Source organism: Streptomyces sp. NBC_00386 (assembly GCF_036063235.1).
Classification (GTDB): Bacteria; Actinomycetota; Actinomycetes; order Streptomycetales; family Streptomycetaceae; genus Streptomyces.
The window spans coordinates 2,470,873-2,490,929 of record NZ_CP107950.1 but is presented as its reverse complement, the minus strand read 5'-3'; the positions used below and the strand labels follow the sequence as shown (position 1 = coordinate 2,490,929).

The window sequence follows — 20,057 nt, the reverse complement described above, 5'->3', positions numbered from 1 at the left end:
CCGGGCTGCCGCGCGGCGCCAAGTGCCGGCGAACGGCTGACGGGCGCGGGGCGTTCGACCCGGCGGGAGGCATCCCCCGGATCACCGGGCGGGCCGCCCCCGATTAAGGTGAACCGGTGAACGTCGACTGGCTCATACGCGGTCGCGACGGCAGGCTCAGTGTGTACCTGCTGTCGGAGGCCACCGTCCGCTGCCGGGCGGAGCACGGACCCGGCGGCCCGTGGGGCTCCGCCCGCACAGTGGGGGGCGAACAACGCCTGCACTCCGTACTGGCCCTGGGGCAGGGACCGGACCGCTACACCCATCTGGTCTCCTGGCGCCCCACGGTCAGGGGCGAGTCGGGTCTCGTCCACTCGACCCACTTCCGGCCGGACCTCGCCGCCCTCGACTGGAACCCGATCGGTCACCCCGACCGCACCGGGGACCGGACGGGCAACCCCGCCGTCGCGGTCGACGCTCAGGGGCGCGCCCATGTCTTCGTGCGCAACAAGGGCGGCGGGGTCAGCATGATCGCCCAGAAGGAGAAGGGCGGCTGGGGGCCCTGGCGCGACCTCAAGGGACATGACGTACGGGGTGACCTGGCGGCCGTGACCGGGATGTCCGGCCGGGTCGAGCTGTACGCGGCGGTGACGGGCGGTGTTCTGCACTGGACCCAGGAGGAGCCGGGCGCGGTACCCGCCCTGGACGAGGCTCTGGAGGCACCGGTCCGCCCGGACACCCTCCAGGCGCTCGCGACCTCCGCCGGCTCCACCACGCTCTTCTTCACCGACGACTCGGGCGATGTGTGTGTCTGGCGTCCCGGCACCAGGCCCGTGCCCCTGCTGGCCTCGGCCGGCCCGGGTCCCGTCCGTGTCATCCGCTGTGAACTCGACGGCCACGACTGCACGTTGCTCGCCCAACGCGCGGCGAGCGGCCGGGTGGCCTTCGCCGCCTATCCGACCGAGGACGAGTCGGCGGGCGCGTGGTGGACGGAGTCGGGGCCCGAACTCCCCGCCGACGCCCTGCTGTCGCTGACGGAGGACGAGGAGGGCCGGGTGGTCGCCGCGACGCTCTCCCCGGGAACCGGAGAACTCCGCGTCACCCGGCGCAAGGACGAGTCGGGGATCGCCCTGGAGGCCTGGCGGGCGGTCTGACGCCGTTCACACGAACAAGGGTCCGGCCGTCACCTGTTCAGGTATCGGCCGGTGGACTTCTTCGTGCACCGCGGTGGAGGCAACTGCCGGCGGGTGTCCGAGGCCATCGACGCCCTCGGTGAGGTGCCCGCGGCCGCGCTCGCGCCCGCGGGCCCGGTCGGCGCGCTGTCGTCGCCGGAGACCGAGCAGACGAGGTGGATCGACGCGGCCTGCCGTCGGCCCGTTCCGGATCCTCCTCGCGGGCGACCCGAACGGGTGCGTTCGCGACAACAGGACGAGAACAGGAAGAGGGCCCCCGCCGAACGGCGGGGGCCCTCTTCCTGCTTACGTCAGGCCGTTACGCCGGAACCGACGCCACGCCCGCGTCCAGGAAACGCTTCCCGGTCACGCGCTCCGAGACACCCTCGCGGTCCAGGTACGGCGTGATGCCGCCCAGGTGGAAGGGCCAGCCCGCACCGGTGATCAGGCAGAGGTCGATGTCCTGGGCCTCGGCGACGACGCCCTCGTCGAGCATGAGGCCGATCTCCTGGGCCACCGCGTCGAGGACCCGGCCCCGTACCTGCTCCTCCGTCAGGACGACGTCGCCCTGCTTGAGGAGAGCCGCGACCTCGGGGTCCAGCTCCGGCTTGCCGGAGTCGTAGACGTAGAAGCCGCGCTTGCCCGCCTTGACGACGGCCGCGAGGTTCGGGGAGACCGTGAAGCGGTCCGGGAAGGCCCGGTTGAGGGTCTCCGAGACGTGCAGGCCGATCGCGGGGCCGACCAGTTCGAGGAGGACCAGCGGGGACATCGGCAGGCCGAGCGGCTCGATGGCCTTCTCGGCGACCTCGACCGAGGTGCCCTCGTCGATGACGTTCTGGATCTCGCCCATGAAGCGGGTCAGGATGCGGTTCACGACGAACGCCGGGGCGTCCTTGGTGAGAACCGCGGTCTTCTTCAGCTTCTTGGCGACGGCGAACGCCGTGGCCAGCGAGGCGTCGTCCGTCTGCTCGCCGCGCACGATCTCCAGGAGCGGGAGGATCGCGACCGGGTTGAAGAAGTGGAAGCCCACGACCCGCTCGGGGTTCTTCAGCTTCGACGCCATCTCGGTGACCGACAGCGAGGAGGTGTTGGTGGCGAAGATCGCGTGCGCCGGGGCGACCGCCTCGACCTCGGCGAACACCTGCTGCTTGACGCCGATCTCCTCGAAGACGGCCTCGATGACGAAGTCGGCGTCGGAGAAGCCCTCGGCCTTGTCCAGCACACCGGAGACCAGGGCCTTCAGGCGGTTGGCCTTGTCCCGGTTGACGCGGCCCTTGAGCAGCAGCTTGTCGATCTCGGCGTGGACGTAGCCCACACCCTTGTCGACGCGCTCCTGGTCGATGTCCGTGAGGACGACCGGGACCTCCAGGCGGCGCAGGAAGAGGAGGGCGAGCTGGCTGGCCATCAGGCCCGCGCCGACGACGCCCACCTTGGTGACCGGACGCGCGAGCGACTTGTCCGGCGCACCCGCCGGACGCTTGCCGCGCTTCTGGACCAGGTTGAACGCGTAGATGCCGGAGCGCAGTTCGCCACCCATGATCAGGTCGGCGAGCGCCACGTCCTCGGCGTCGTAGCCCTTCTGCAGGTCGCCGTCCTTGGCCGCGGCGATGATGTCCAGCGCGCGGTAGGCGGCCGGGGCGGCCCCGTGCACCTTGCTGTCGGCGATGAACCGGCCACGCGCGACGGCCTGGTCCCAGGCCTCGCCGCGGTCGATCTCCGGTCGCTCGACGGCGATCTCGCCCTTGAGGACGGAGGCCGTCCACAGCAGCGACTGCTCCAGGAAGTCCGCACCCTCGAAGAGCGCGTCGGCGATGCCGAGGTCGTAGACCTGACCGCCCTTGAGCTGCTTGTTCTGGTTGAGCGAGTTCTCGATGATCACCGAGACGGCCTTGTCCGCGCCGATCAGGTTCGGCAGGATCGTGCAGCCGCCCCAGCCGGGGACCAGACCGAGGAAGACCTCGGGCAGCGAGAACGCCGGCAGGGCCGCGGAGACGGTCCGGTACGAGCAGTGCAGACCGACCTCGACGCCACCGCCCATCGCCGCGCCGTTGTAGTAGGCGAAGGTCGGGACCGCGAGGCCCGACAGACGCTTGAAGACCTCGTGGCCGCCCTTGCCGATGGCGAGCGCGTCCTCGTGCTTCTTCAGCAGCTCGACACCCTTGAGGTCGGCGCCGACCGCGAAGATGAACGGCTTGCCGGTGACACCGATACCGACGATCTCGCCGGCCGCGGCCTCCTTCTCGACCTGGTCGATGGCGGCGTTCAGGTTCGCCAGCGACTGAGGGCCGAAGGTGGTCGGCTTGGTGTGGTCGAAGCCGTTGTCGAGGGTGATGAGCGCGAAGCGCCCGGCACCGAACGGCAGGTCGAGGTGGCGTACGTTCGCGGACGTCACTACCTCGTCGGGGAACAGCTCGGCTGCGCCCTTCAGGAGTTCAGCGGTGGTCACTTGTCGCCTCCGGCGTCCTTGTGGTGCGGGTTCTCCCAGATCACCGTGGCGCCCATGCCGAAGCCGACGCACATGGTGGTGAGGCCGTAACGGACCTCCGGCTGCTCCTCGAACTGGCGGGCCAGCTGCGTCATCAGACGGACGCCGGAGGAGGCGAGGGGGTGGCCGTACGCGATGGCGCCGCCGTACTGGTTGACGCGCGCGTCGTCGTCGGCGATGCCGTAGTGCTCCAGGAAGGCGAGCACCTGGACGGCGAAGGCCTCGTTGATCTCGAAGAGGTTGATGTCCTCGATCGACAGACCGGCCTGGGCGAGGGCCTTCTCGGTGGCCGGGATCGGGCCGTAGCCCATGACCTCCGGCTCGACGCCCGCGAAGGCGTACGAGACCAGGCGCATCTTGACCGGGAGGCCGTTCTCGCGGGCGAAGTCCTCGGAGGCGAGGATCGACGCGGTCGCACCGTCGTTCAGACCGGCGGCGTTACCGGCGGTGACCCGGCCGTGGACGCGGAACGGGGTCTTCAGGCCGGACAGGTTCTCCAGCGTGGTGCCCGGACGCATCGGCTCGTCGGCGGTGACCAGGCCCCAGCCCGTCTCACCGATCTCCGCGTTGGTGTTGCGCACCGAGATCGGCACCAGGTCCTGCTGGATCTTGCCGTTGGCGTACGCCTTGGCGGCCTTCTCCTGCGAGCGCACGGCGTACTCGTCGGCGCGCTGCTTGGTGATGGTCGGGTAGCGGTCGTGCAGGTTCTCGGCGGTCATGCCCATGAACAGGGCGGACTCGTCGACCAGCTTCTCGCTGACGAACCGCGGGTTCGGGTCCACGCCCTCGCCCATGGGGTGACGGCCCATGTGCTCGACACCGCCGGCGATGACGACGTCGTACGCGCCGAAGCCGATGGAGCCCGCGGTGGCGGTGACGGCGGTCAGCGCGCCCGCGCACATGCGGTCGATGGAGTAGCCGGGGACCGACTGGGGGAGCCCGGCGAGGATGCCGGCCGTGCGGCCCAGGGTCAGACCCTGGTCACCGATCTGCGTGGTCGCGGCGATGGCGACCTCGTCGATCTTCTTGGGGTCAAGACCGGGGTTGCGGCGCAGCAGCTCCCGGATGGCCTTCACGACGAGGTCGTCGGCGCGGGTCTCGTGGTAGATGCCCTTCGGGCCCGCCTTGCCGAACGGGGTGCGGACGCCGTCTACGAAGACGACGTCCCTGACGGTACGAGGCACGATGGCTCTCCTCCAGATGCGGGATGGCACTGCTGCGCGACACACGCCTGAGCGCGCGCTCAGCACCCATGCTACTTACGAGTAACCAACCTGCCCAGTCCCGCGGGCGGGAGCGGCGAAGGTCACATCCGGAAGGCCTGCGTGTTCCGGCCCGGCCGCTCGAGCGCGGGCGGCCGCCACCGGATCGCCGCCCGGGGTCCGCCCCGGCGGTCCTCGTGGCGGACGGTCCGTCCGCGGCCGTCCGGCCTGCCGTCACGCCGCTCCACCAGGTTCGGACGCCCAGGAGACGGCCGCACTCGGACACCCCGGGATCTTGGCGTGATCTCGTCGCCCGTTCGACGGGCCGATTCCCCTCCGAGGACCCGTCCGGCGTGCACCGGGAGAGCCGGCACACGCCCCGGGCGGCGCACACGGTGGGGCACGACGGGCATGCCGGGCGTGCGGAGTGTTTCCGGCATACGGAGCAACCGGAGCGCGCGGGACGTCCGGCGCGCATAAGGCGTACGGGCGGCGCACGACGCACACGAGCGCGCGCCCGGCATGGTCCTACGCCCGGCACGGCCCTACGCCAAACGGGTGGCCGTACGCCGGGTACGCCGATACGCCCAAGGCGTGCGGCCCGTACGCCGGGCCCGCCGCCGCGTGGAGGGACTCCGGTCTCCGGTCCGTCTCGGGTCCGGTCCGCCCCGGGCGTGGCGTTCCTGGCGGGCCATGGCGTCCCGGGTCCGGACGTCCTAGGCGGTCTTCACGGACAGCGCCGTCACCAGTTCCGGCGTGACCAGCTCCACCTGCCAGGGCCGTGCCCCGCAGGCGGTGAGCGCCGCGCCCACCGACTCCGTGTCCGGTGTCCTGGGCGGCTCCCAGCACACGCGCCGCACGGTGTCCGGGGTGATCAGGTTCTCCTGCGGCATGTTCAGCCGCTCGGCCAGCGCCGACACGGCGGCCCGCGCGGCGGAGAGCCGGGCGGCGGCGGCCGGGTCCTTGTCGGCCCAGGCCCGCGGCGGGGGAGGCCCGGTCACCGGCTGGCCGGGCTGCGGCAGCTCGGCGTCCGGCAGCGCCTTCGCGCGGTCGACCGCGGCCTGCCACTGCTCCAGCTGGCGCCGGCCCATGCGGTGCCCGAAGCCGTTCAGGGCGGCCAGGGCGTGCAGGTTGGCGGGCACGGCCAGCGCCGCTTCGACGATCGCGGCGTCCCCGAGCACCTTGCCCGGCGAGATGTCCCGGCGCTGCGCGATGCGGTCCCGGGTCTCCCACAGCTCCCGGACGACGGCCATCTGCCGGCGGCGGCGCACCTTGTGCATCCCGGACGTACGGCGCCAGGGGTCCTTGCGCGGGGGCGCGGGCTCGGCCTGGGCGATGGCGTCGAACTCCTGCCGGGCCCACTCCAGCTTGCCCTGCCGGTCGAGCTCCTTCTCCAGGGCGTCGCGCAGGTCGACCAGCAGTTCCACGTCGAGCGCGGCGTAGCGCAGCCAGGGCTCGGGCAGCGGGCGTGTCGACCAGTCGACAGCGGAGTGCCCCTTCTCCAGGACGAAGCCGAGGACGCTCTCCACCATGGCTCCGAGGCCCACCCGGGGGAACCCGGCCAGGCGTCCGGCCAGCTCGGTGTCGAAGAGGGTGGTGGGGATCATGCCTATTCCGCGGAGGCAGGGCAGGTCCTGGGTGGCGGCGTGCAGGACCCATTCCGCCCCGGAGACGGCCTCACCGAGGCCGGACAGGTCGGGACAGGCGACGGGGTCGATGAGAGCGCTGCCGGCGCCCTCGCGGCGCAGTTGCACCAGATAGGCCCGCTGGCCGTACCGGTACCCGGAAGCGCGTTCCGCGTCGACGGCCACCGGGCCGGAGCCGGCGGCGAACGCGGCGATCACCCCGGCGAGCGAGGTCTCGTCGGCGATCACCGGCGGAATGCCTTCTCGGGGCTCGAGCAACGGGGTCGGCGCCGATTCGACGTCGTCCGGAGGGCCGCCTCCGGTGGTTCGCAGTGAGCTGTCTGCTGCGGTCTCTTGGGCGTCGGTCACCTGTCAAGGGTATCCGTGGATGGACGACGCCCGTCGACGGAACGTTCCGTCGACGGGCATCGGATGGTCGTAAACCAGTCAGGTGAGCGCAACACGCGGTTCACGGGCCGGGGGGCGACCAGGGGGCCGTTCGGTGTCGGGTCGGGATGCGGGGAGGAGGGTGGGGGAGGGGTCAGTGGATGATTCCGGTCCGCAGGGCCACCGCGACCATTCCGGCGCGGTCGCCCGTGCCGAGCTTGCGCGCGATGCGGGCGAGGTGGCTCTTGACGGTCAGTGCGGACAGGCCCATGGAGACGCCGATGGCCTTGTTCGACTGGCCCTCCGCGACCAGACGCAGGACCTCGACCTCTCGGCCGGACAGTTCGCGGTAGCCGCCCGGGTGGCTCGGGGCACCCGGGGGGCGGCGGTGCATACGGGCGGCGGCCGAGCCGATGGGCGCGGCGCCGGGCCGGGTGGGGAGCCCGACGTTCGTGCGGGTGCCGGTGACGACGTAGCCCTTGACGCCGCCCGCGAGGGCGTTGCGTACGGCGCCGATGTCGTCGGCTGCGGAGAGGGCGAGGCCGTTGGGCCAGCCCGCGGCTCGGGTTTCGGAAAGGAGGGTGAGGCCGGAACCGTCCGGCAGGTGGACGTCGGCGACGCAGATGTCACGCGGGTTGCCGATTCGGGGACGGGCCTCCGCGACGGACGACGCCTCGATGACGTCGCGCACTCCGAGCGCCCACAGATGGCGGGTGACGGTGGAACGGACCCGGGGGTCTGCCACGACCACCATGGCGGTCGGCTTGTTCGGGCGGTAGGCGACCAGGCTTGCGGGCTGCTCGAGGAGAACGGACACCAGGCCTCCTGGGGTGCGGGACGGGACCGGCTCTGGGGGGCGAGCCAGGACGAACCGTGCTTTCAAGGTCACAGACGTCTTCGGCACCAAACCCGTCGACCTTTAGGGAATGATCACGATGGGGTGAGTAACAATCCGCGCAATTCGGACGCGCGATCGATCATCCGAAGATCGAACCGAGTCGTTCCGCGTCGTTCCTCGTCGATACGCGGCCGAAAGTGGTCGTATCGACACGCGGCCGGTAAGGAAACGGAAAGGGCGCGCGCGTCGGCGCGCGCCCTCGGCGGGGTCAGCGGGACTGTGGTCCCCGGCGCTGCGGCAGGGTGACCACCGAGGCGTCACCCGGAGTCACCGGCGGCAGTCCGGCGATCTGGCACAGCAGGTCGCACCAGCCGGCGAGGTGCGCGGCGGTGTCCGGTACGCCGCCGAGGCCCTCCCGGGGTGTCCAGGACGCGCGGATCTCGATCTGCGAGGCGGCCGGGCGCTCCGCGAGCCCGCCGAAGTAGTGCGAGCTCGCGCGGGTCACGGTGCCGCTCGGCTCGCCGTACGAGAGACCTCGGGCCTGGAGCGCGCCGGTCAGCCATGACCAGCAGACCTCGGGGAGCAGCGGGTCGGCGGCCATCTCCGGCTCCAGCTCCGCGCGGACCAGGGTCACCAGACGGAAGGAGCCCTGCCAGGCGTCGTGCCCTGCCGGGTCGTGCAGCAGGACGAGGCGGCCGTCGGCCAGATCCTCGTCGTCGGCGACGACCGCGGCCTCCAGCGCGTACGCGTACGGAGCCAGGCGTTGCGGTGGTCGCGTCGGGTCGATCTCGATGTCCGGCCGCAGCCGGGCGGCCCGCAGTGCGTCGACGGCCGCCCGGAAGGGCAACGGGGCCGTCTCCGCCGCATTCCTGTCCCCCTCCTTCTCCTCCCTCGCGTCGTCCATTCCGCCAGCGCCGTCCGACAGTCGTCCCTGAGCCGCAGCCATGCCGGGAAGATTAAGGGGAACGGAGCCCGCGCGCAGGGAGAGACACCCGTGCGTGGGACCCCTGTCCGGATCACGCCGGGCGCACGCCGTCGCGCGAGCGCGCCGTCCGGAGGGGCGGCGGGCGCACCGGAGCCCGGGACGGGGGTGTCCGCGAGCCGTGGGAGACTTTCCGTCGTGAGCGCCAACCACAGCCCCGCCGGGCAGCAGCCGACAGCCACGTACGAGTCCGCCTTCCTCAAGGCGTGCAGGCGCGAGCCCGTGCCACACACACCCGTGTGGTTCATGCGGCAGGCCGGTCGCTCACTGCCCGAGTACCTCAAGGTGCGCGAGGGCATCCCCATGCTGGAGTCCTGCATGAGGCCCGAGCTGGTCGCCGAGATCACGCTCCAGCCGGTCCGCCGGCACCACGTGGACGCCGCGATCTACTTCAGCGACATCGTGGTCCCGCTGAAGGCCATCGGCGTCGACCTGGACATCAAGCCGGGCGTCGGCCCGGTCGTCCAGAACCCGATCCGCACCCGTGCCGACCTGGCCCAGCTGCGCGATCTGACCCCCGAGGACGTCTGGTACGTCACCGAGGCGATCGGGCTCCTGACGGCCGAACTCGGCGAGACCCCCCTCATCGGCTTCGCGGGCGCGCCTTTCACCCTCGCGAGTTACCTCGTGGAGGGCGGCCCGTCCAAGAACCACGAGCACACCAAGGCGCTGATGTACAGCGACCCACAGCTGTGGGCCGACCTGCTCGACCGTCTCGCCGAGATCACCTCCGCCTTCCTGAAGGTGCAGATCGAGGCCGGGGCGAGCGCCGTCCAGCTCTTCGACTCCTGGGTCGGCGCCCTGGCCCCCGCGGACTACCGCCGCTCGGTGATGCCCGCCTCCACCAAGGTCTTCGACGCCGTCGCCTCGTACGGCGTGCCGCGCATCCACTTCGGCGTCGGCACCGGTGAACTGCTCGGCCTGATGGGCGAGGCGGGCGCGGACGTCGTCGGCGTCGACTGGCGTGTCCCGCTCGACGAGGCCGCCCGTCGCGTCGGCCCCGGCAAGGCGCTCCAGGGCAACCTCGACCCCGCGGTCCTGTTCGCGTCCACCGAGGCCGTCGAGACGAAGACCCGCGAGGTGCTCGACGCCGCCGCCGGCCTGGAGGGCCACGTCTTCAACCTCGGGCACGGTGTCATGCCGAGCATGGACCCGGACGCGCTGAGCCGCCTGGTGGAGTACGTCCACACGCAGACGGCCCGCTAGCTCGGCTCCCGTACCCGCGGGCTCACCAGCTGTGCCGCGCCTGTCTGCCGAACAGCAGGCGGCGCGGTTCGGGCGGTGGCGGGGTGCCCGGACGCAGCGGCCAGGCCAGGAGCATGCCGGCCAGGAAGCCGACGACGTGCGCCGCGTACGCCACGGTGCCGGCCGCGGGCACGGCGGCGCCGGACGAGTACGCGGCCTGGAGCGCGAACCAGAAGCCCAGCACGAGCCACGCGGGCAGCCGGAGCGGCAGGAACACCAGGAACGGGACCAGGACCCAGACCCTGGCTCTCGGATACAGCACCAGATACGCGCCGAGGACCCCGGCGATCGCCCCCGAGGCGCCGATCAGCGGATCGCCCGAGTCCTCGTTGACCAGTGCGAAGCCGTACGCCGCCGCGAAACCGCACGCCACGTAGAACAGCGTGAAGCGCACATGCCCGAGCCGGTCCTCGATGTTGTTGCCGAAGATCAGCAGGAAGAGCATGTTGCCCAGCAGGTGCAGCCAGCTCCCGTGCAGGAACATCGCCGTGAGCACCGACAGCGGCGGCGACTTGTCGTAGCCCCGCGGGCCCAGCAGACAGCCCGGTCCGTGCGGCCCGCCGCCGACTTCCCCGGTCGGCACCAGTCGGGGGATCCGATGATGGATCAGTTCCTGCGGCACGGCGGCGTAGTGGTCCATGAACGCGCGCAGATGACACAGCTGCGACAGGGCGCTGTCGCCCGCCACCGATCCGGAGAGACCGGGGGTGTAGAGGAACACGAGCACATTGGCAGCGATCAGCGCGTACGTCACATAGGGCGTGCGCCGCACCGGGTTCACGTCATGGACGGGAATGACCACGAAGGACTACTGCCCCCGCTGGGCGGGGTGAATCCGGGCTCTCCCGTCCTCGGCCGGCCCGGCCGCCGGCACGGTTTCCCGCCGGACCCACTGAACACATGTGCCCCTGCGGCCGTATGTCTCCTCAGCCCCCCGCGTCGCTCCGGCGGCGTGGCGCGGGTACGACGACGCGACGACGTGAAGACGTGAGGACCAAGGCCATGAGCGACCGAGTTACTCCTCCGATGCACGCTCTGCCCGACGGCGAGGCGGAAATCGCCCTGGTGCTGCACCTCCCCTGGGAGGACGTCGCCGCGCTCGGCCAGGAGGCCGGCCGGCTCGCGGCCCGGTTGCAGCGGCCCGTGACCCTGGACGAGGCCGTCAGCCATCGGCTGCGGTCCTCCCGGCCGGCGGCACACGCGAAGCCGGCCCAGACCGCGCCCGCGGTCACCGCGGGCTCGGTCTCCTCGGCCGGCTCGGTCTCCTCGCTGCCGCCCCGGCCGCCCGCCGAGCAGGCCCGGCAGACGATCGACCGGATCAACGGCACGGCCGGGAACGAGTCCGCGTAGCCGTCGCGCGGGCTGGCGTCCGCCGGGCGGACCGTCCGGGCGGGGCGGGGGCGCGCCGCCCAGGGCGTCCCGGGCGCCGCGCCGGGAAGCGAGTGCCGGGCGTCCGCCGGGCGGGCGAGACCGTGCGGACACGCCCCGGTTCCCGTCACGGGCCCGCCCGGCGCACCTTCGCCACAGCCTTGCGGGCCGCCACCAGGACGGGGTCCCAGACGGGCGAGAACGGCGGCGCGTAGCCGAGGTCCAGCATCGTCATCTGTTCCACCGTCATGCCCGCGGTCAGCGCCACCGCCGCGATGTCCACCCGCTTCGCCGCGCCCTCCCGGCCGACGATCTGCACGCCGAGCAGCCGTCCCGTACGGTGCTCCGCGAGCATCTTCACCGTCATGAGGGCGGCGTCCGGGTAGTAGCCCGCGCGGCTGGTCGACTCGATGGTGACGGTCTCGAACCGCAGGCCCGCCCGGCGCGCGTCCTTCTCGCGCAGTCCGGTGCGGGCGATCTCCAGATCACAGACCTTGCTCACCGCGGTGCCGACGACACCGGGGAACGTGGCGTATCCGCCGGCCACGTTGGAGCCGATGACCTGCCCGTGCTTGTTCGCGTGGGTGCCCAGCGCGATGTGCCGCTCGCGTCCCGATACCAGGTCGAGCACCTCGACGCAGTCGCCGCCCGCCCAGATGTTCTCGTGCCCGCGCACGCGCATCGCCAGGTCGGTGAGCAGCCCGCCGTGGTCGCCGAGCGGCAGCCCCGCCGCGCGGGCGAGCGTCGTCTCGGGGCGCACGCCGATACCGAGCACCACCACGTCCGCCGGGTACGTGGCGTCCTTGGTGACGACCGCGCCGACCCGCCCTTCGGCGCCGGTGAGGAACGCGGTGACCTCGGCGTCGTCGACCATGGTGATCCCGAGGCCCTCCATGGCGGTGTGCACCAGGCGGCCCATGTCCGGGTCGAGCGTGGACATGGGCTCCTTGCCGCGGTTGACCACCGTCACCTCGTACCCGCGGTTGATGAGCGCCTCGGCCATCTCCACGCCGATGTAGCCCGCGCCGACGACCACGGCACGGCGGCCCTTTGTCGCCGCCAGCGAGTCGAGCAGGGCCTGCCCGTCGTCCAGGGTCTGCACGCCGTGCACGCCCGGCGCGTCGGAGCCCGGCAGGTCGGGGCGGACCGGACGCGCGCCGGTCGCGATGACGAGCCGGTCGTACGACGTCCACTCCTCGGCCCCGGTGCCGAGGTCCCGGGAGCGCACCCGGGCGCCCGCGACGTCGATCCCGGTGACCTCCGTACGCATCCGCAGGTCGATGGAGCGCTCACGGTGTTCCTCGGGGGTCCGCGCGATCAGCCGGTCGCGGTCCGGGACGTCGCCGCCCACCCAGTACGGGATGCCGCACGCCGAGTACGACGTGAAGTGGCCCCGCTCGAACGCCACGATCTCCAGCTCGTCCGGACCGCGCAGCCGGCGGGCCTGTGACGCGGCGGACATCCCCGCCGCGTCACCCCCGATCACGACCAGTCGTTCCCGGGCGCCAAGCCCGCCGCCCGCACCGTTCGTATCGCTCATGCTCATACGAACACGCTACGGGGGCCCGGCACTTCAGTCCTTCTCGCCTTCCGCGGCCGCGCCGCGGGCGGGCGGGGCGGCCTTCGGCGCGGCCTCGCCCACCGGAGCCGGGCCGGGAGCCGGGCGGGAAGCCGGAACCGGGACCGCCGACGCCCGCGCGGCGGCACTCGGGGCCGGACCCGGAGCCACCGCCGGACCCGGAGCCACCGCCGGGGCCGGGCGGCGGGGCAGCCGGGGACGCACGAAACGCATCCACACCAGGGCGATCAGGCCGAGGACCACCGCGAAGGGGAGCAGCGCCCCGATCGCCAGGGCCAGCCAGCGCACCATGGTGACCAGCACGTCCCAGCCGCCCTGGAGCGCGTCCACGAAGCCCGGGTCCTCGTCCTTCTTCCCGGCCTTCTTCACCGGGGTCTCGGACAGCGAGAGGGTGATCGTGGCCAGGCTCGTGCGGTCCTTCAGCGAAGCCTGCTGGGCGAGCAGCGATTCCAGGTCGGCCTGCCGGCTGCTCAACTCCCCTTCCAGCGTCACCACATCACTGAGTTTGGTCGCCTTGTCCATCAGTTCCCGGACGCGGGCCACGCTGGCGCGCTGCGACTTGACCCGGCTCTCCACGTCCACGACCTGATCGGTGACGTCCTGTGCCTTGGCCGTCCGCTCGACGACCTTGCCGGCGCCCTCCAGGTCGGCGAGCACCTGGTCGTAGCGCTCGGTGGGCACCCGCAGGACGACGCGGGTGCGCTCGTGACCCCTGCCGTCACGCGTGGTGGTCTCGTTGCCGACGTAGCCGCCGGCGTTCTCGGCCGTGGCCCGGGCGTCGTCCAGGGCCTTGGCCACCTCCTTGACCTCGACGGTCAGGGAAGCGGTGCGGATGATGCGGTTCACCGTCACCTTGGGCGGGGCGGCCTTGCGTCCGCCCGAGCTGCCGCTGCCGGCCGCACCCGAGTCCGCCCGCTCCGCGGGGCCGGCCTTCGCGTCTCCGGCGTCCTGCGCGTACCCCTTGTCGCTGCTGCTGGTGGCCGCGTCATCGGCGGCGCCGCATCCCGACAGCGCGAGCGCGGTGACGAGGAACATCCCGGCGAGGACCCGGGCCGGGCGGGCGGTGCGTCCTGGTGAAGCGGGTGAGCCGGGTGAGACGGACGAGACGGGTGGCACGGGCCGGTCCGGACGTCCGGAGCTGTGTGTGAGCATGCGGTCTACCCCCAAGGTGGTGACGACTGACGCTTCTTCGACGCCGCAGCGGCCCGGGACGTTGGACGACTTCGGTTCCGATGCGGTCACGGTCAGGGCTCGCGCCGGACACCGGACTCCCCGACGGAGGGCACCGGTGGTGTCTGAGAAGGTGGAGCCATGCGCGAAGAGGACACTTCTCCGGGTTCGGGACACGTCGTGGTGGTCGGCGGAGGGATCGCGGGGCTGGCAGCCGCCCACCGCCTGCTCGGGCGGGGCGCGCGCGTCACCGTCCTGGAGGCCTCCGACCGCCTGGGCGGCAAGCTGCTGGCCGGCGAGATCGCGGGCGCACGCGTCGACCTCGGTGCCGAGTCGATGCTGGCGCGCCGCCCGGAGGCCGTGGACCTCGCCCGCGAGGCGGGACTGGGCGACCGCCTCCAGCCGCCCGCCACCGCGACGGCCTCCCTGTGGACCCGCGGCACCCTGCGCCCCATGCCCAAGGGCCACGTCATGGGCGTCCCCGGCAGCGCGTCCGCCGTCGCGGACGTCCTCTCCGAAGAGGGCCTGCGCCGCATCGAGCGGGATGCCGACCTGCCCCGCACCGAGGTGGGCGAGGACATCGCCGTCGGCGAGTACGTGGCGGCGCGCCTCGGCCGCGAGGTCGTCGACCGCCTCGTGGAACCCCTCCTCGGCGGCGTGTACGCGGGCGACGCCTACCGCATCTCGCTGCGCCTGGCCGTCCCCCAGCTCTACGCCGCCGCCCGCACGCACACCTCCCTCACCGAGGCCGTCCGCGAGATCCAGGCCAAGGCGGCCGCCGCCGGGCAGACCGGCCCCGTGTTCATGGGCATCGACGGCGGGGTGGGCCGGCTGCCGCTCGCCGTCGCGGAGTCGGTGACGGCACGCGGGGGCGAGATCCTCACCGGGACGCCGGTGACCGAGCTGCGCAGGACCACGGCGGCCGGGGCCGGTGAGCCCGCCCGCGCCGCCTGGCGCGTCGTCGCCGGGGACCGTGTCCTGCACGCCGACGCGGTGGTCCTGGCGCTGCCCGCCCCGGCCGCCTCCGCGCTGCTGCGGGCCGAGGTCCCGGCCGCGGCGGCCGAGCTGGCCGCCGTGGAATACGCGTCGATGGCCCTGGTGACCCTCGCCTACCGCAGCGAGGGCGTCACCCTCCCCGAAGGAAGCGGCTTCCTGGTGCCGCCGGTGGACGGGCACACCATCAAGGCGTCCACCTTCGCCTCCCGCAAGTGGGGCTGGATCGCCGACCAGGACCCCGGCCTGCTGGTCCTGCGCACCTCCGTCGGGCGGTACGGCGAGACGGAGGTGCTCGGCAGGCCCGACGCCGACCTCGTCGAGGTGTCCCGCCACGACCTGCGGGAGGCGACCGGGCTGGACGCCGAGCCGGTGGAGACCCGGGTGACCCGCTGGGACGACGGCCTGCCCCAGTACCCGGTCGGCCACCACGCGCGCGTCGCCCGCGTCCGCGAGCACGTCGCAAAGCTGCCGGGCCTCGCGGTGTGCGGTGCGGCGTACGACGGGGTCGGCATCCCCGCCTGCATCGCGTCCGCGTACGCCGCCGTCGACCGGCTCGGCGGCGACGGCGGCGCTCTCGAGGCGCTGCGGGCCGACCCGGTGCAGAGCCTGCACGGCGGCGCGGGAGAATAGCCCCATGAGTGACGACGCCCCCACCACCGAGGCCGCCAGGATCCCGAACAAGGGCAAGCTGGCCAAGGACCTGAACGAGGTCATCCGCTACACCCTGTGGTCGGTCTTCAAGCTGAAGGACGTGCTCCCCGAGGACCGGGCCGGTTACGCCGACGAGGTCCAGGAGCTGTTCGACCAGCTCGCCGCCAAGGACGTCACCGTCCGCGGCACCTACGACGTCTCGGGACTGCGCGCCGACGCCGACGTCATGATCTGGTGGCACGCCGAGACCAGTGACCAGCTCCAGGAGGCGTACAACCTCTTCCGCCGTACGAAGCTGGGCCGCGCCCTGGAGCCGGTCTGGTCGAACATGGCGCTGCACCGGCCCGCCGAGTTCAACCGCTCGCACATCCCGGCGTTCCTCGCCGACGAGACGCCCCGCGACTACATCAGCGTCTACCCCTTCGTGCGCTCCTACGACTGGTACCTGCTGCCCGACGAGGACCGCCGCCGGATGCTCGCCGACCACGGCAAGATGGCCCGCGGGTACCCCGACGTCCGCGCGAACACGGTCGCCTCGTTCTCGCTCGGCGACTACGAGTGGCTCCTCGCCTTCGAGGCCGACGAGCTCTACCGCATCGTCGACCTCATGCGCCACCTGCGCGCCTCCGAGGCCCGGATGCACGTCCGCGAAGAGGTCCCGTTCTACACCGGCCGCCGCAAGGACGTCGCCGAACTGGTCGCGGGCCTCGCCTGACCGTCCCGGCCGGGTTCGGTCCGACGGTCCCGTGAGCAGGCGGGCGCCCCTCCGGGGGACGCCCGCCTGCGGCTTCTCCGGAGCCGGTCAGTGTGCCCGGGCCACCGGTTCCCGGTGCGGTGCGCACCCCGCGTTCCGCCCGGGGAGCCGGCCCTCCAGCAGATAGGCGTCCAGATAGCCGTTGACGCAGGTGTTGGGGCCGCCCGCGATCCCATGGGTGCCGGCACCGTTCTCGGTCACCAGCACCGAGCCCCACAGCCGTCGCTGCAACTCCTTGGCACCCTCGTACGGCGTCGCCGCGTCCCGCTCGGCGGCGAGGATCAGCGTCGGCGGCAGCTCCCCGGGCAGCGTCCGGACGTCGAGCGGCTTCTGCCGGGGCGCGGACCAGTACGCGCACGGCAGGTTCATCCACACGTTGTCCCAGGTCTCGAACGGGGCGGCCCGCGCGAGACGGGTGTTGTCGCGGTCCCAGGTGCGCCAGTCGGTCGGCCAGGGCGCGTCGTTGCACTCCACGGCCGTGTAGACCGCGTTGCCGTTCTCCTGCTCGGCGGCGGCCTCCGGGTGCGGTCCTGCCAGCTGGATCAGCGGCTTCGGGTCACCCTTCAGATAGGCGGACAGCGCCAGCGCGCGCTGCGGCCAGTAGTCGTCGAAGTACCCGGCCTGGAGGAACGCGCCCTGAAGCTGGGCTGGTCCCACCGTGCCGCCCGCCGGGGAGGCGGCGAGCCGGGCCCGCGCCTTCTCGTAGGAGCGCCGCACCTCCTCGGACGTGCGGCCCAGCTTGTACACCTTGTCGTGCCGGGCCATCCACGCGCGGAAGTCGGCCCAGCGGATCTCGAACGCGGCCGACTGGTCGAGGTTGTTGCCGTACCAGATCTTCTCGGGGTCGGGGTTCACCGCCGAGTCGAAGACCATACGGCGTACGTGCGAGGGGAACAGCGTCGCGTACAGGGCACCGAAGTAGGTCCCGTAGGAGGCCCCCATGAACGTCAGCTTCCGCTCGCCGAGCGCGGCCCGCAGCACGTCCAGGTCACGGGCGTTGTTGAGCGAGGTGTAGTGGCGCAGGGCGGAGCCCGAACGCCGGGCGCAGCCGCGGGCGTACGCCTTCGCCTCCGCGATCCGCGCCTTCTTGAACGACTCCGAGGGGACCGCCGGGGCCTGGAGGAGCGGCTTCGGTGGGTGCTCGGGGTCCCGGCAGGACAGCGGCGCCGACCGGTCTACGCCGCGCGGGGCGTAGCCGACGAGGTCGTACGCGCCTCCGATCCGCTTCCACGCGGGCAGCATGCCGATCAGCGGGAAGTACACGCCGGAGGCGCCGGGGCCGCCGGGGTTGTACACGAGAGCGCCCTGGCGCGGCACCTTGTGCCTCGCGTTGTGCGGATCCTTGCCGGTGGCCTTCACCCGGCTGACGGTCAGTCTGATCCGCTTGCCGTCGGGGAGCGCGTAGTCGAGGGGCACCGTGACCGTGCCGCACCGGAGGCCGGACGGCAGATGCTCCTCCTTGGGACACCTGCCGAAGCGGATGCCCGCGGCGGCGGCGCGCTGGGCGGCGACGGCGGTGCCGCGCGTCTCGGCGGAAACGAACGGGCTCGGCCAGGCCGGCGCGCCTCCCGCCGGAGCGGCGACGAGGCCGGTCAGCAGCAGGGACCCCGCGGTTCCGTGGAGGACGGCAGCTCTCATCGCGAATCCCTTCGGCGCACGGCAGCGACAGAAGGGATGCTTCGGGCGGCGGCCGGCGAAGTAAAGCACCGCCCGCCGGTGTCGGCGCCAATGACCCCGATGCGCCCCCTGGAGCACCTTCCAGCCCCCCCCGGGCCCGCGGACCCGGCCCTGTCCGCGGGCAGGGCCGGACAGCGCTGGTGAGCCCCCTCCCGTCAGGAGGTCTCGCGGTCGCGGTGTGTCAGGGCCGCGCGCAGTTCCGGCTCGCCGATCGCGCGGATGCCGCGTACGGCGACGGAGGTGAGGTACGTACGGTCGTCGCCGGACGCGTCGGAGTGCCTGGCCAGGGTGCCGAGCAGCCGCTGTCCGGCCGGGGAGGCCCAGCGGGTGCAGGGGTGCACCTCGATCCGGGCTATGGCGAGACAGCTCAGCGTCAGGATGAGCGGGAGCAGGAACCAGACGGCCACCGGGACGTCGCTGCCCGGGGCCTGGCCCGGCAGCAGCAGGGCCACCACGCCCAGCGCGAGGACCGCGGCCGCGGCGGCCCGGACCTGGCGGACGGCACCCGCGACGTCGGTGCGGGCCCCGTCGGGGACGGCGAGGCCGGCCGCGACCAGGCGGTCCGCGAGACGGCGTACCGAGTCGGCGGCGGCGGTGGCCGCCCGCAGGGGTGCTATCCGGGACTGGCCCTCGGCTCCGATCGCCCTGATGACCGAGCGCTCCATGTCGTCGCGACCGCGCGGGTCGACGACCGTGGCCCAGCCGGTGTGCGCGAGCAGCAGGCGACGCTGGCGGGCCATCGACACCAGGGTCAGGTCGGCCACCCGGACCGGTCCGCCGGACAGGAACGCGGCCTCGTACAGCGTGAGGTCGTGCCCGCGCGCGGCGTCGACGTCGAGGGACGCGGCGTGGACCGCGGCCAGACACAGCCGGGTGCAGGAGACGCCGGCCGCCAGCCAGGCGAGGAACAGGAGAAGGACCCAGAACATGGCGTTTTTCTATGCGATGTGGCCGGTGGGCACCATGCTCCACTCACGATGTGGGACGGAGCCGTTCCCGGTATGTGACGTTCCGTTTGTCGCGGACCTCGGCGAATCGGTGCCCCCACGTGCTCAACTCGTATGAGTCGGGCCGCTCTTGAGGGCCTGGTGGTACCCGACGGAGTCGAGTTCGAGCTCGGACACCATTCGGTGGCGTCGGCGGACGGCGCCGGTCGTTCAGGAGGTCGGGGAGGGGTTGGGGCGGGTGGCGGCCGGAGGGAGCGGGTAGCCCGAGGACGGGGTCACCGGGAGGGGTGACGACGGGGACGGGACCGGGCCGGGCGGTGCGGGGGAGCGGGTGAGCGGCGGCGGGCTCGCGGTGGCCGCGTCCTCGGCGAGCGCGTCGAAGTCCACGTATCCGGTCGCTTCCAGGACCTTGATGTGGTCGAGCACGGTGGTGTTCGCGTCGTCGGCGAGATCCCGTACGAGCGAGTTCCGGGTGTTCGCGCGGACCTGGGCGACCATGGCGAACACCTTGCCGTGCGCCGCGCGCAGGATGTTCGCGAAATCCTGGTCGTACCGCGTGCCGTGCGCCGCGCTGAGCGTGGACAGCCACTGACGCTGCTGCGGATTGGGCTGGCTGGGCAGTTCCAGGCTGAGCCGCGCGGCGACGCTGCGGACACGGGCGTCGAGGAACGTGTGCCCCTCGATGAGGTGCTGTCCGGCCGTCCGTACGGCCTGGGTGGTGCCGCGCTCCTGGGCCTGCTGGCCGGCGGGCAGCTCCCACAGACCGGCCAGCCGGACCCTGGTGACGAACTCCCGGTCCAGGGCCGACAGCGGACCGTAGGGGGTCGGCACGGTCTGGGAGTTCAGGGTGTCCAGGCCGGTGCCGGCACGGTCCGCGTACGACCAGATCGGAAAGGCCAGCGCGACGAGGGTCGCCAGCAGCGCGGCGACGATGAGCCCTGTTCCACTGACGAGTCCGGTGCGGTTGTCGGATCGCATGGTGCCTCCTGTTGCGGCACCG

At 72.6% G+C, this 20,057-nt stretch carries 16 protein-coding genes; 5 read left to right on the top strand and 11 right to left on the bottom strand.

From position 1 onward, the window contains the following. The first annotated feature begins 116 nt into the window (after positions 1–116). Positions 117–1,133, top strand: a complete 1,017-nt coding sequence (locus OG780_RS10805; RefSeq protein WP_328447041.1) for a hypothetical protein — start codon at positions 117–119, stop codon at positions 1,131–1,133. Positions 1,134–1,470: 337 nt separating this feature from the next. Here OG780_RS10805 and OG780_RS10800 read toward each other — a convergent pair whose 3' ends face one another. The 5 genes from OG780_RS10800 to OG780_RS10780 all read right to left on the bottom strand — a co-directional run bounded on the left by OG780_RS10800 (position 1,471) and on the right by OG780_RS10780 (position 8,634). Further along, complete coding sequence (locus OG780_RS10800) at positions 1,471–3,597, bottom strand: 3-hydroxyacyl-CoA dehydrogenase NAD-binding domain-containing protein (RefSeq protein ID WP_328447039.1); 2,127 nt, start codon at positions 3,595–3,597, stop codon at positions 1,471–1,473. Continuing rightward, positions 3,594–4,820: a thiolase family protein gene (locus OG780_RS10795; RefSeq protein ID WP_326784967.1), complete on the bottom strand. Its 1,227-nt coding sequence runs from the start codon at positions 4,818–4,820 to the stop codon at positions 3,594–3,596. The genes OG780_RS10800 and OG780_RS10795 overlap by 4 nt, the downstream gene beginning before the upstream one ends. 734 nt (positions 4,821–5,554) lie before the next feature. Continuing rightward, positions 5,555–6,832, bottom strand: coding sequence for a ribonuclease D (locus OG780_RS10790; RefSeq protein ID WP_328447037.1), 1,278 nt, complete (start codon positions 6,830–6,832; stop codon positions 5,555–5,557). 172 nt (positions 6,833–7,004) lie between these two features. Beyond that, positions 7,005–7,667 (bottom strand): response regulator transcription factor, encoded by a 663-nt coding sequence (locus OG780_RS10785; protein WP_019073943.1) that lies wholly within the window; start codon positions 7,665–7,667, stop codon positions 7,005–7,007. A gap of 289 nt (positions 7,668–7,956) precedes the next feature. Continuing rightward, complete coding sequence (locus tag OG780_RS10780) at positions 7,957–8,634, bottom strand: DUF3000 domain-containing protein (protein WP_328447034.1); 678 nt, start codon at positions 8,632–8,634, stop codon at positions 7,957–7,959. Positions 8,635–8,808: 174 nt separating this feature from the next. Between OG780_RS10780 and hemE the strand changes: the two genes are divergently transcribed. Continuing rightward, positions 8,809–9,876 (top strand): uroporphyrinogen decarboxylase, encoded by a 1,068-nt coding sequence (gene hemE, locus OG780_RS10775; RefSeq protein WP_328447032.1) that lies wholly within the window; start codon positions 8,809–8,811, stop codon positions 9,874–9,876. A gap of 22 nt (positions 9,877–9,898) precedes the next feature. Here the strand turns inward: hemE and OG780_RS10770 are convergent, their stop codons facing one another. After that, a complete protein-coding gene (locus OG780_RS10770) occupies positions 9,899–10,717 on the bottom strand; it encodes a rhomboid family intramembrane serine protease (RefSeq protein WP_328447030.1) in 819 nt (272 codons plus the stop codon). Between the two features lie 200 nt (positions 10,718–10,917). On the opposite strand from OG780_RS10770, the gene OG780_RS10765 reads away from it, so the two are divergent. Then, the gene (locus tag OG780_RS10765; protein WP_328447028.1) at positions 10,918–11,265 is read left to right on the top strand and encodes a hypothetical protein; all 348 of its coding nucleotides are present in this window, start codon (positions 10,918–10,920) and stop codon (positions 11,263–11,265) included. Positions 11,266–11,410: 145 nt separating this feature from the next. On the opposite strand, the gene OG780_RS10760 is transcribed toward OG780_RS10765, so the two are convergent. Together OG780_RS10760 and OG780_RS10755 are read right to left on the bottom strand one after the other, a co-directional pair. Beyond that, positions 11,411–12,829, bottom strand: a complete 1,419-nt coding sequence (locus OG780_RS10760; RefSeq protein ID WP_328447026.1) for an FAD-dependent oxidoreductase — start codon at positions 12,827–12,829, stop codon at positions 11,411–11,413. A 27-nt stretch (positions 12,830–12,856) separates the two neighbouring features. Then, entirely contained in the window at positions 12,857–13,897 is a 1,041-nt protein-coding gene (locus OG780_RS10755; protein ID WP_328458037.1) for a DUF4349 domain-containing protein, read from the bottom strand. Positions 13,898–14,173: 276 nt separating this feature from the next. Between OG780_RS10755 and hemG the strand changes: the two genes are divergently transcribed. After that, positions 14,174–15,658, top strand: coding sequence for a protoporphyrinogen oxidase (hemG, locus tag OG780_RS10750; RefSeq protein WP_328447024.1), 1,485 nt, complete (start codon positions 14,174–14,176; stop codon positions 15,656–15,658). Between the two features lie 4 nt (positions 15,659–15,662). Beyond that, positions 15,663–16,394 (top strand): hydrogen peroxide-dependent heme synthase, encoded by a 732-nt coding sequence (gene hemQ / locus OG780_RS10745; RefSeq protein WP_326784959.1) that lies wholly within the window; start codon positions 15,663–15,665, stop codon positions 16,392–16,394. Positions 16,395–16,481: 87 nt separating this feature from the next. Here the strand turns inward: hemQ and OG780_RS10740 are convergent, their stop codons facing one another. The 3 genes from OG780_RS10740 to OG780_RS10730 all read right to left on the bottom strand — a co-directional run bounded on the left by OG780_RS10740 (position 16,482) and on the right by OG780_RS10730 (position 20,035). Then, positions 16,482–18,071, bottom strand: a complete 1,590-nt coding sequence (locus OG780_RS10740; protein WP_328447021.1) for an alpha/beta hydrolase — start codon at positions 18,069–18,071, stop codon at positions 16,482–16,484. Between the two features lie 194 nt (positions 18,072–18,265). Beyond that, positions 18,266–19,039, bottom strand: a complete 774-nt coding sequence (locus OG780_RS10735) for a TIGR04222 domain-containing membrane protein (RefSeq protein WP_328447019.1) — start codon at positions 19,037–19,039, stop codon at positions 18,266–18,268. Between the two features lie 228 nt (positions 19,040–19,267). Beyond that, positions 19,268–20,035, bottom strand: coding sequence for a DUF4142 domain-containing protein (locus OG780_RS10730; RefSeq protein WP_328447017.1), 768 nt, complete (start codon positions 20,033–20,035; stop codon positions 19,268–19,270). Positions 20,036–20,057 lie beyond the last annotated feature (22 nt).

Bases quoted from the DNA above. Each gene is read 5' to 3' on its own strand.
- OG780_RS10735 (WP_328447019.1), bottom strand. From the start codon at position 19,039: ATGTTCTGGGTCCTTCTCCTGTTCCTCGCCTGGCTGGCGGCCGGCGTC.
- hemQ (WP_326784959.1), top strand. From the start codon at position 15,663: ATGAGTGACGACGCCCCCACCACCGAGGCCGCCAGGATCCCGAACAAG.
- OG780_RS10730 (WP_328447017.1), bottom strand. From the start codon at position 20,035: ATGCGATCCGACAACCGCACCGGACTCGTCAGTGGAACAGGGCTCATC.
- hemG (WP_328447024.1), top strand. From the start codon at position 14,174: ATGCGCGAAGAGGACACTTCTCCGGGTTCGGGACACGTCGTGGTGGTC.
- OG780_RS10740 (WP_328447021.1), bottom strand. From the start codon at position 18,071: ATGAGAGCTGCCGTCCTCCACGGAACCGCGGGGTCCCTGCTGCTGACC.
- OG780_RS10760 (WP_328447026.1), bottom strand. From the start codon at position 12,829: ATGAGCATGAGCGATACGAACGGTGCGGGCGGCGGGCTTGGCGCCCGG.
- OG780_RS10765 (WP_328447028.1), top strand. From the start codon at position 10,918: ATGAGCGACCGAGTTACTCCTCCGATGCACGCTCTGCCCGACGGCGAG.
- OG780_RS10780 (WP_328447034.1), bottom strand. From the start codon at position 8,634: ATGGCTGCGGCTCAGGGACGACTGTCGGACGGCGCTGGCGGAATGGAC.
- OG780_RS10755 (WP_328458037.1), bottom strand. From the start codon at position 13,897: ATGTTCCTCGTCACCGCGCTCGCGCTGTCGGGATGCGGCGCCGCCGAT.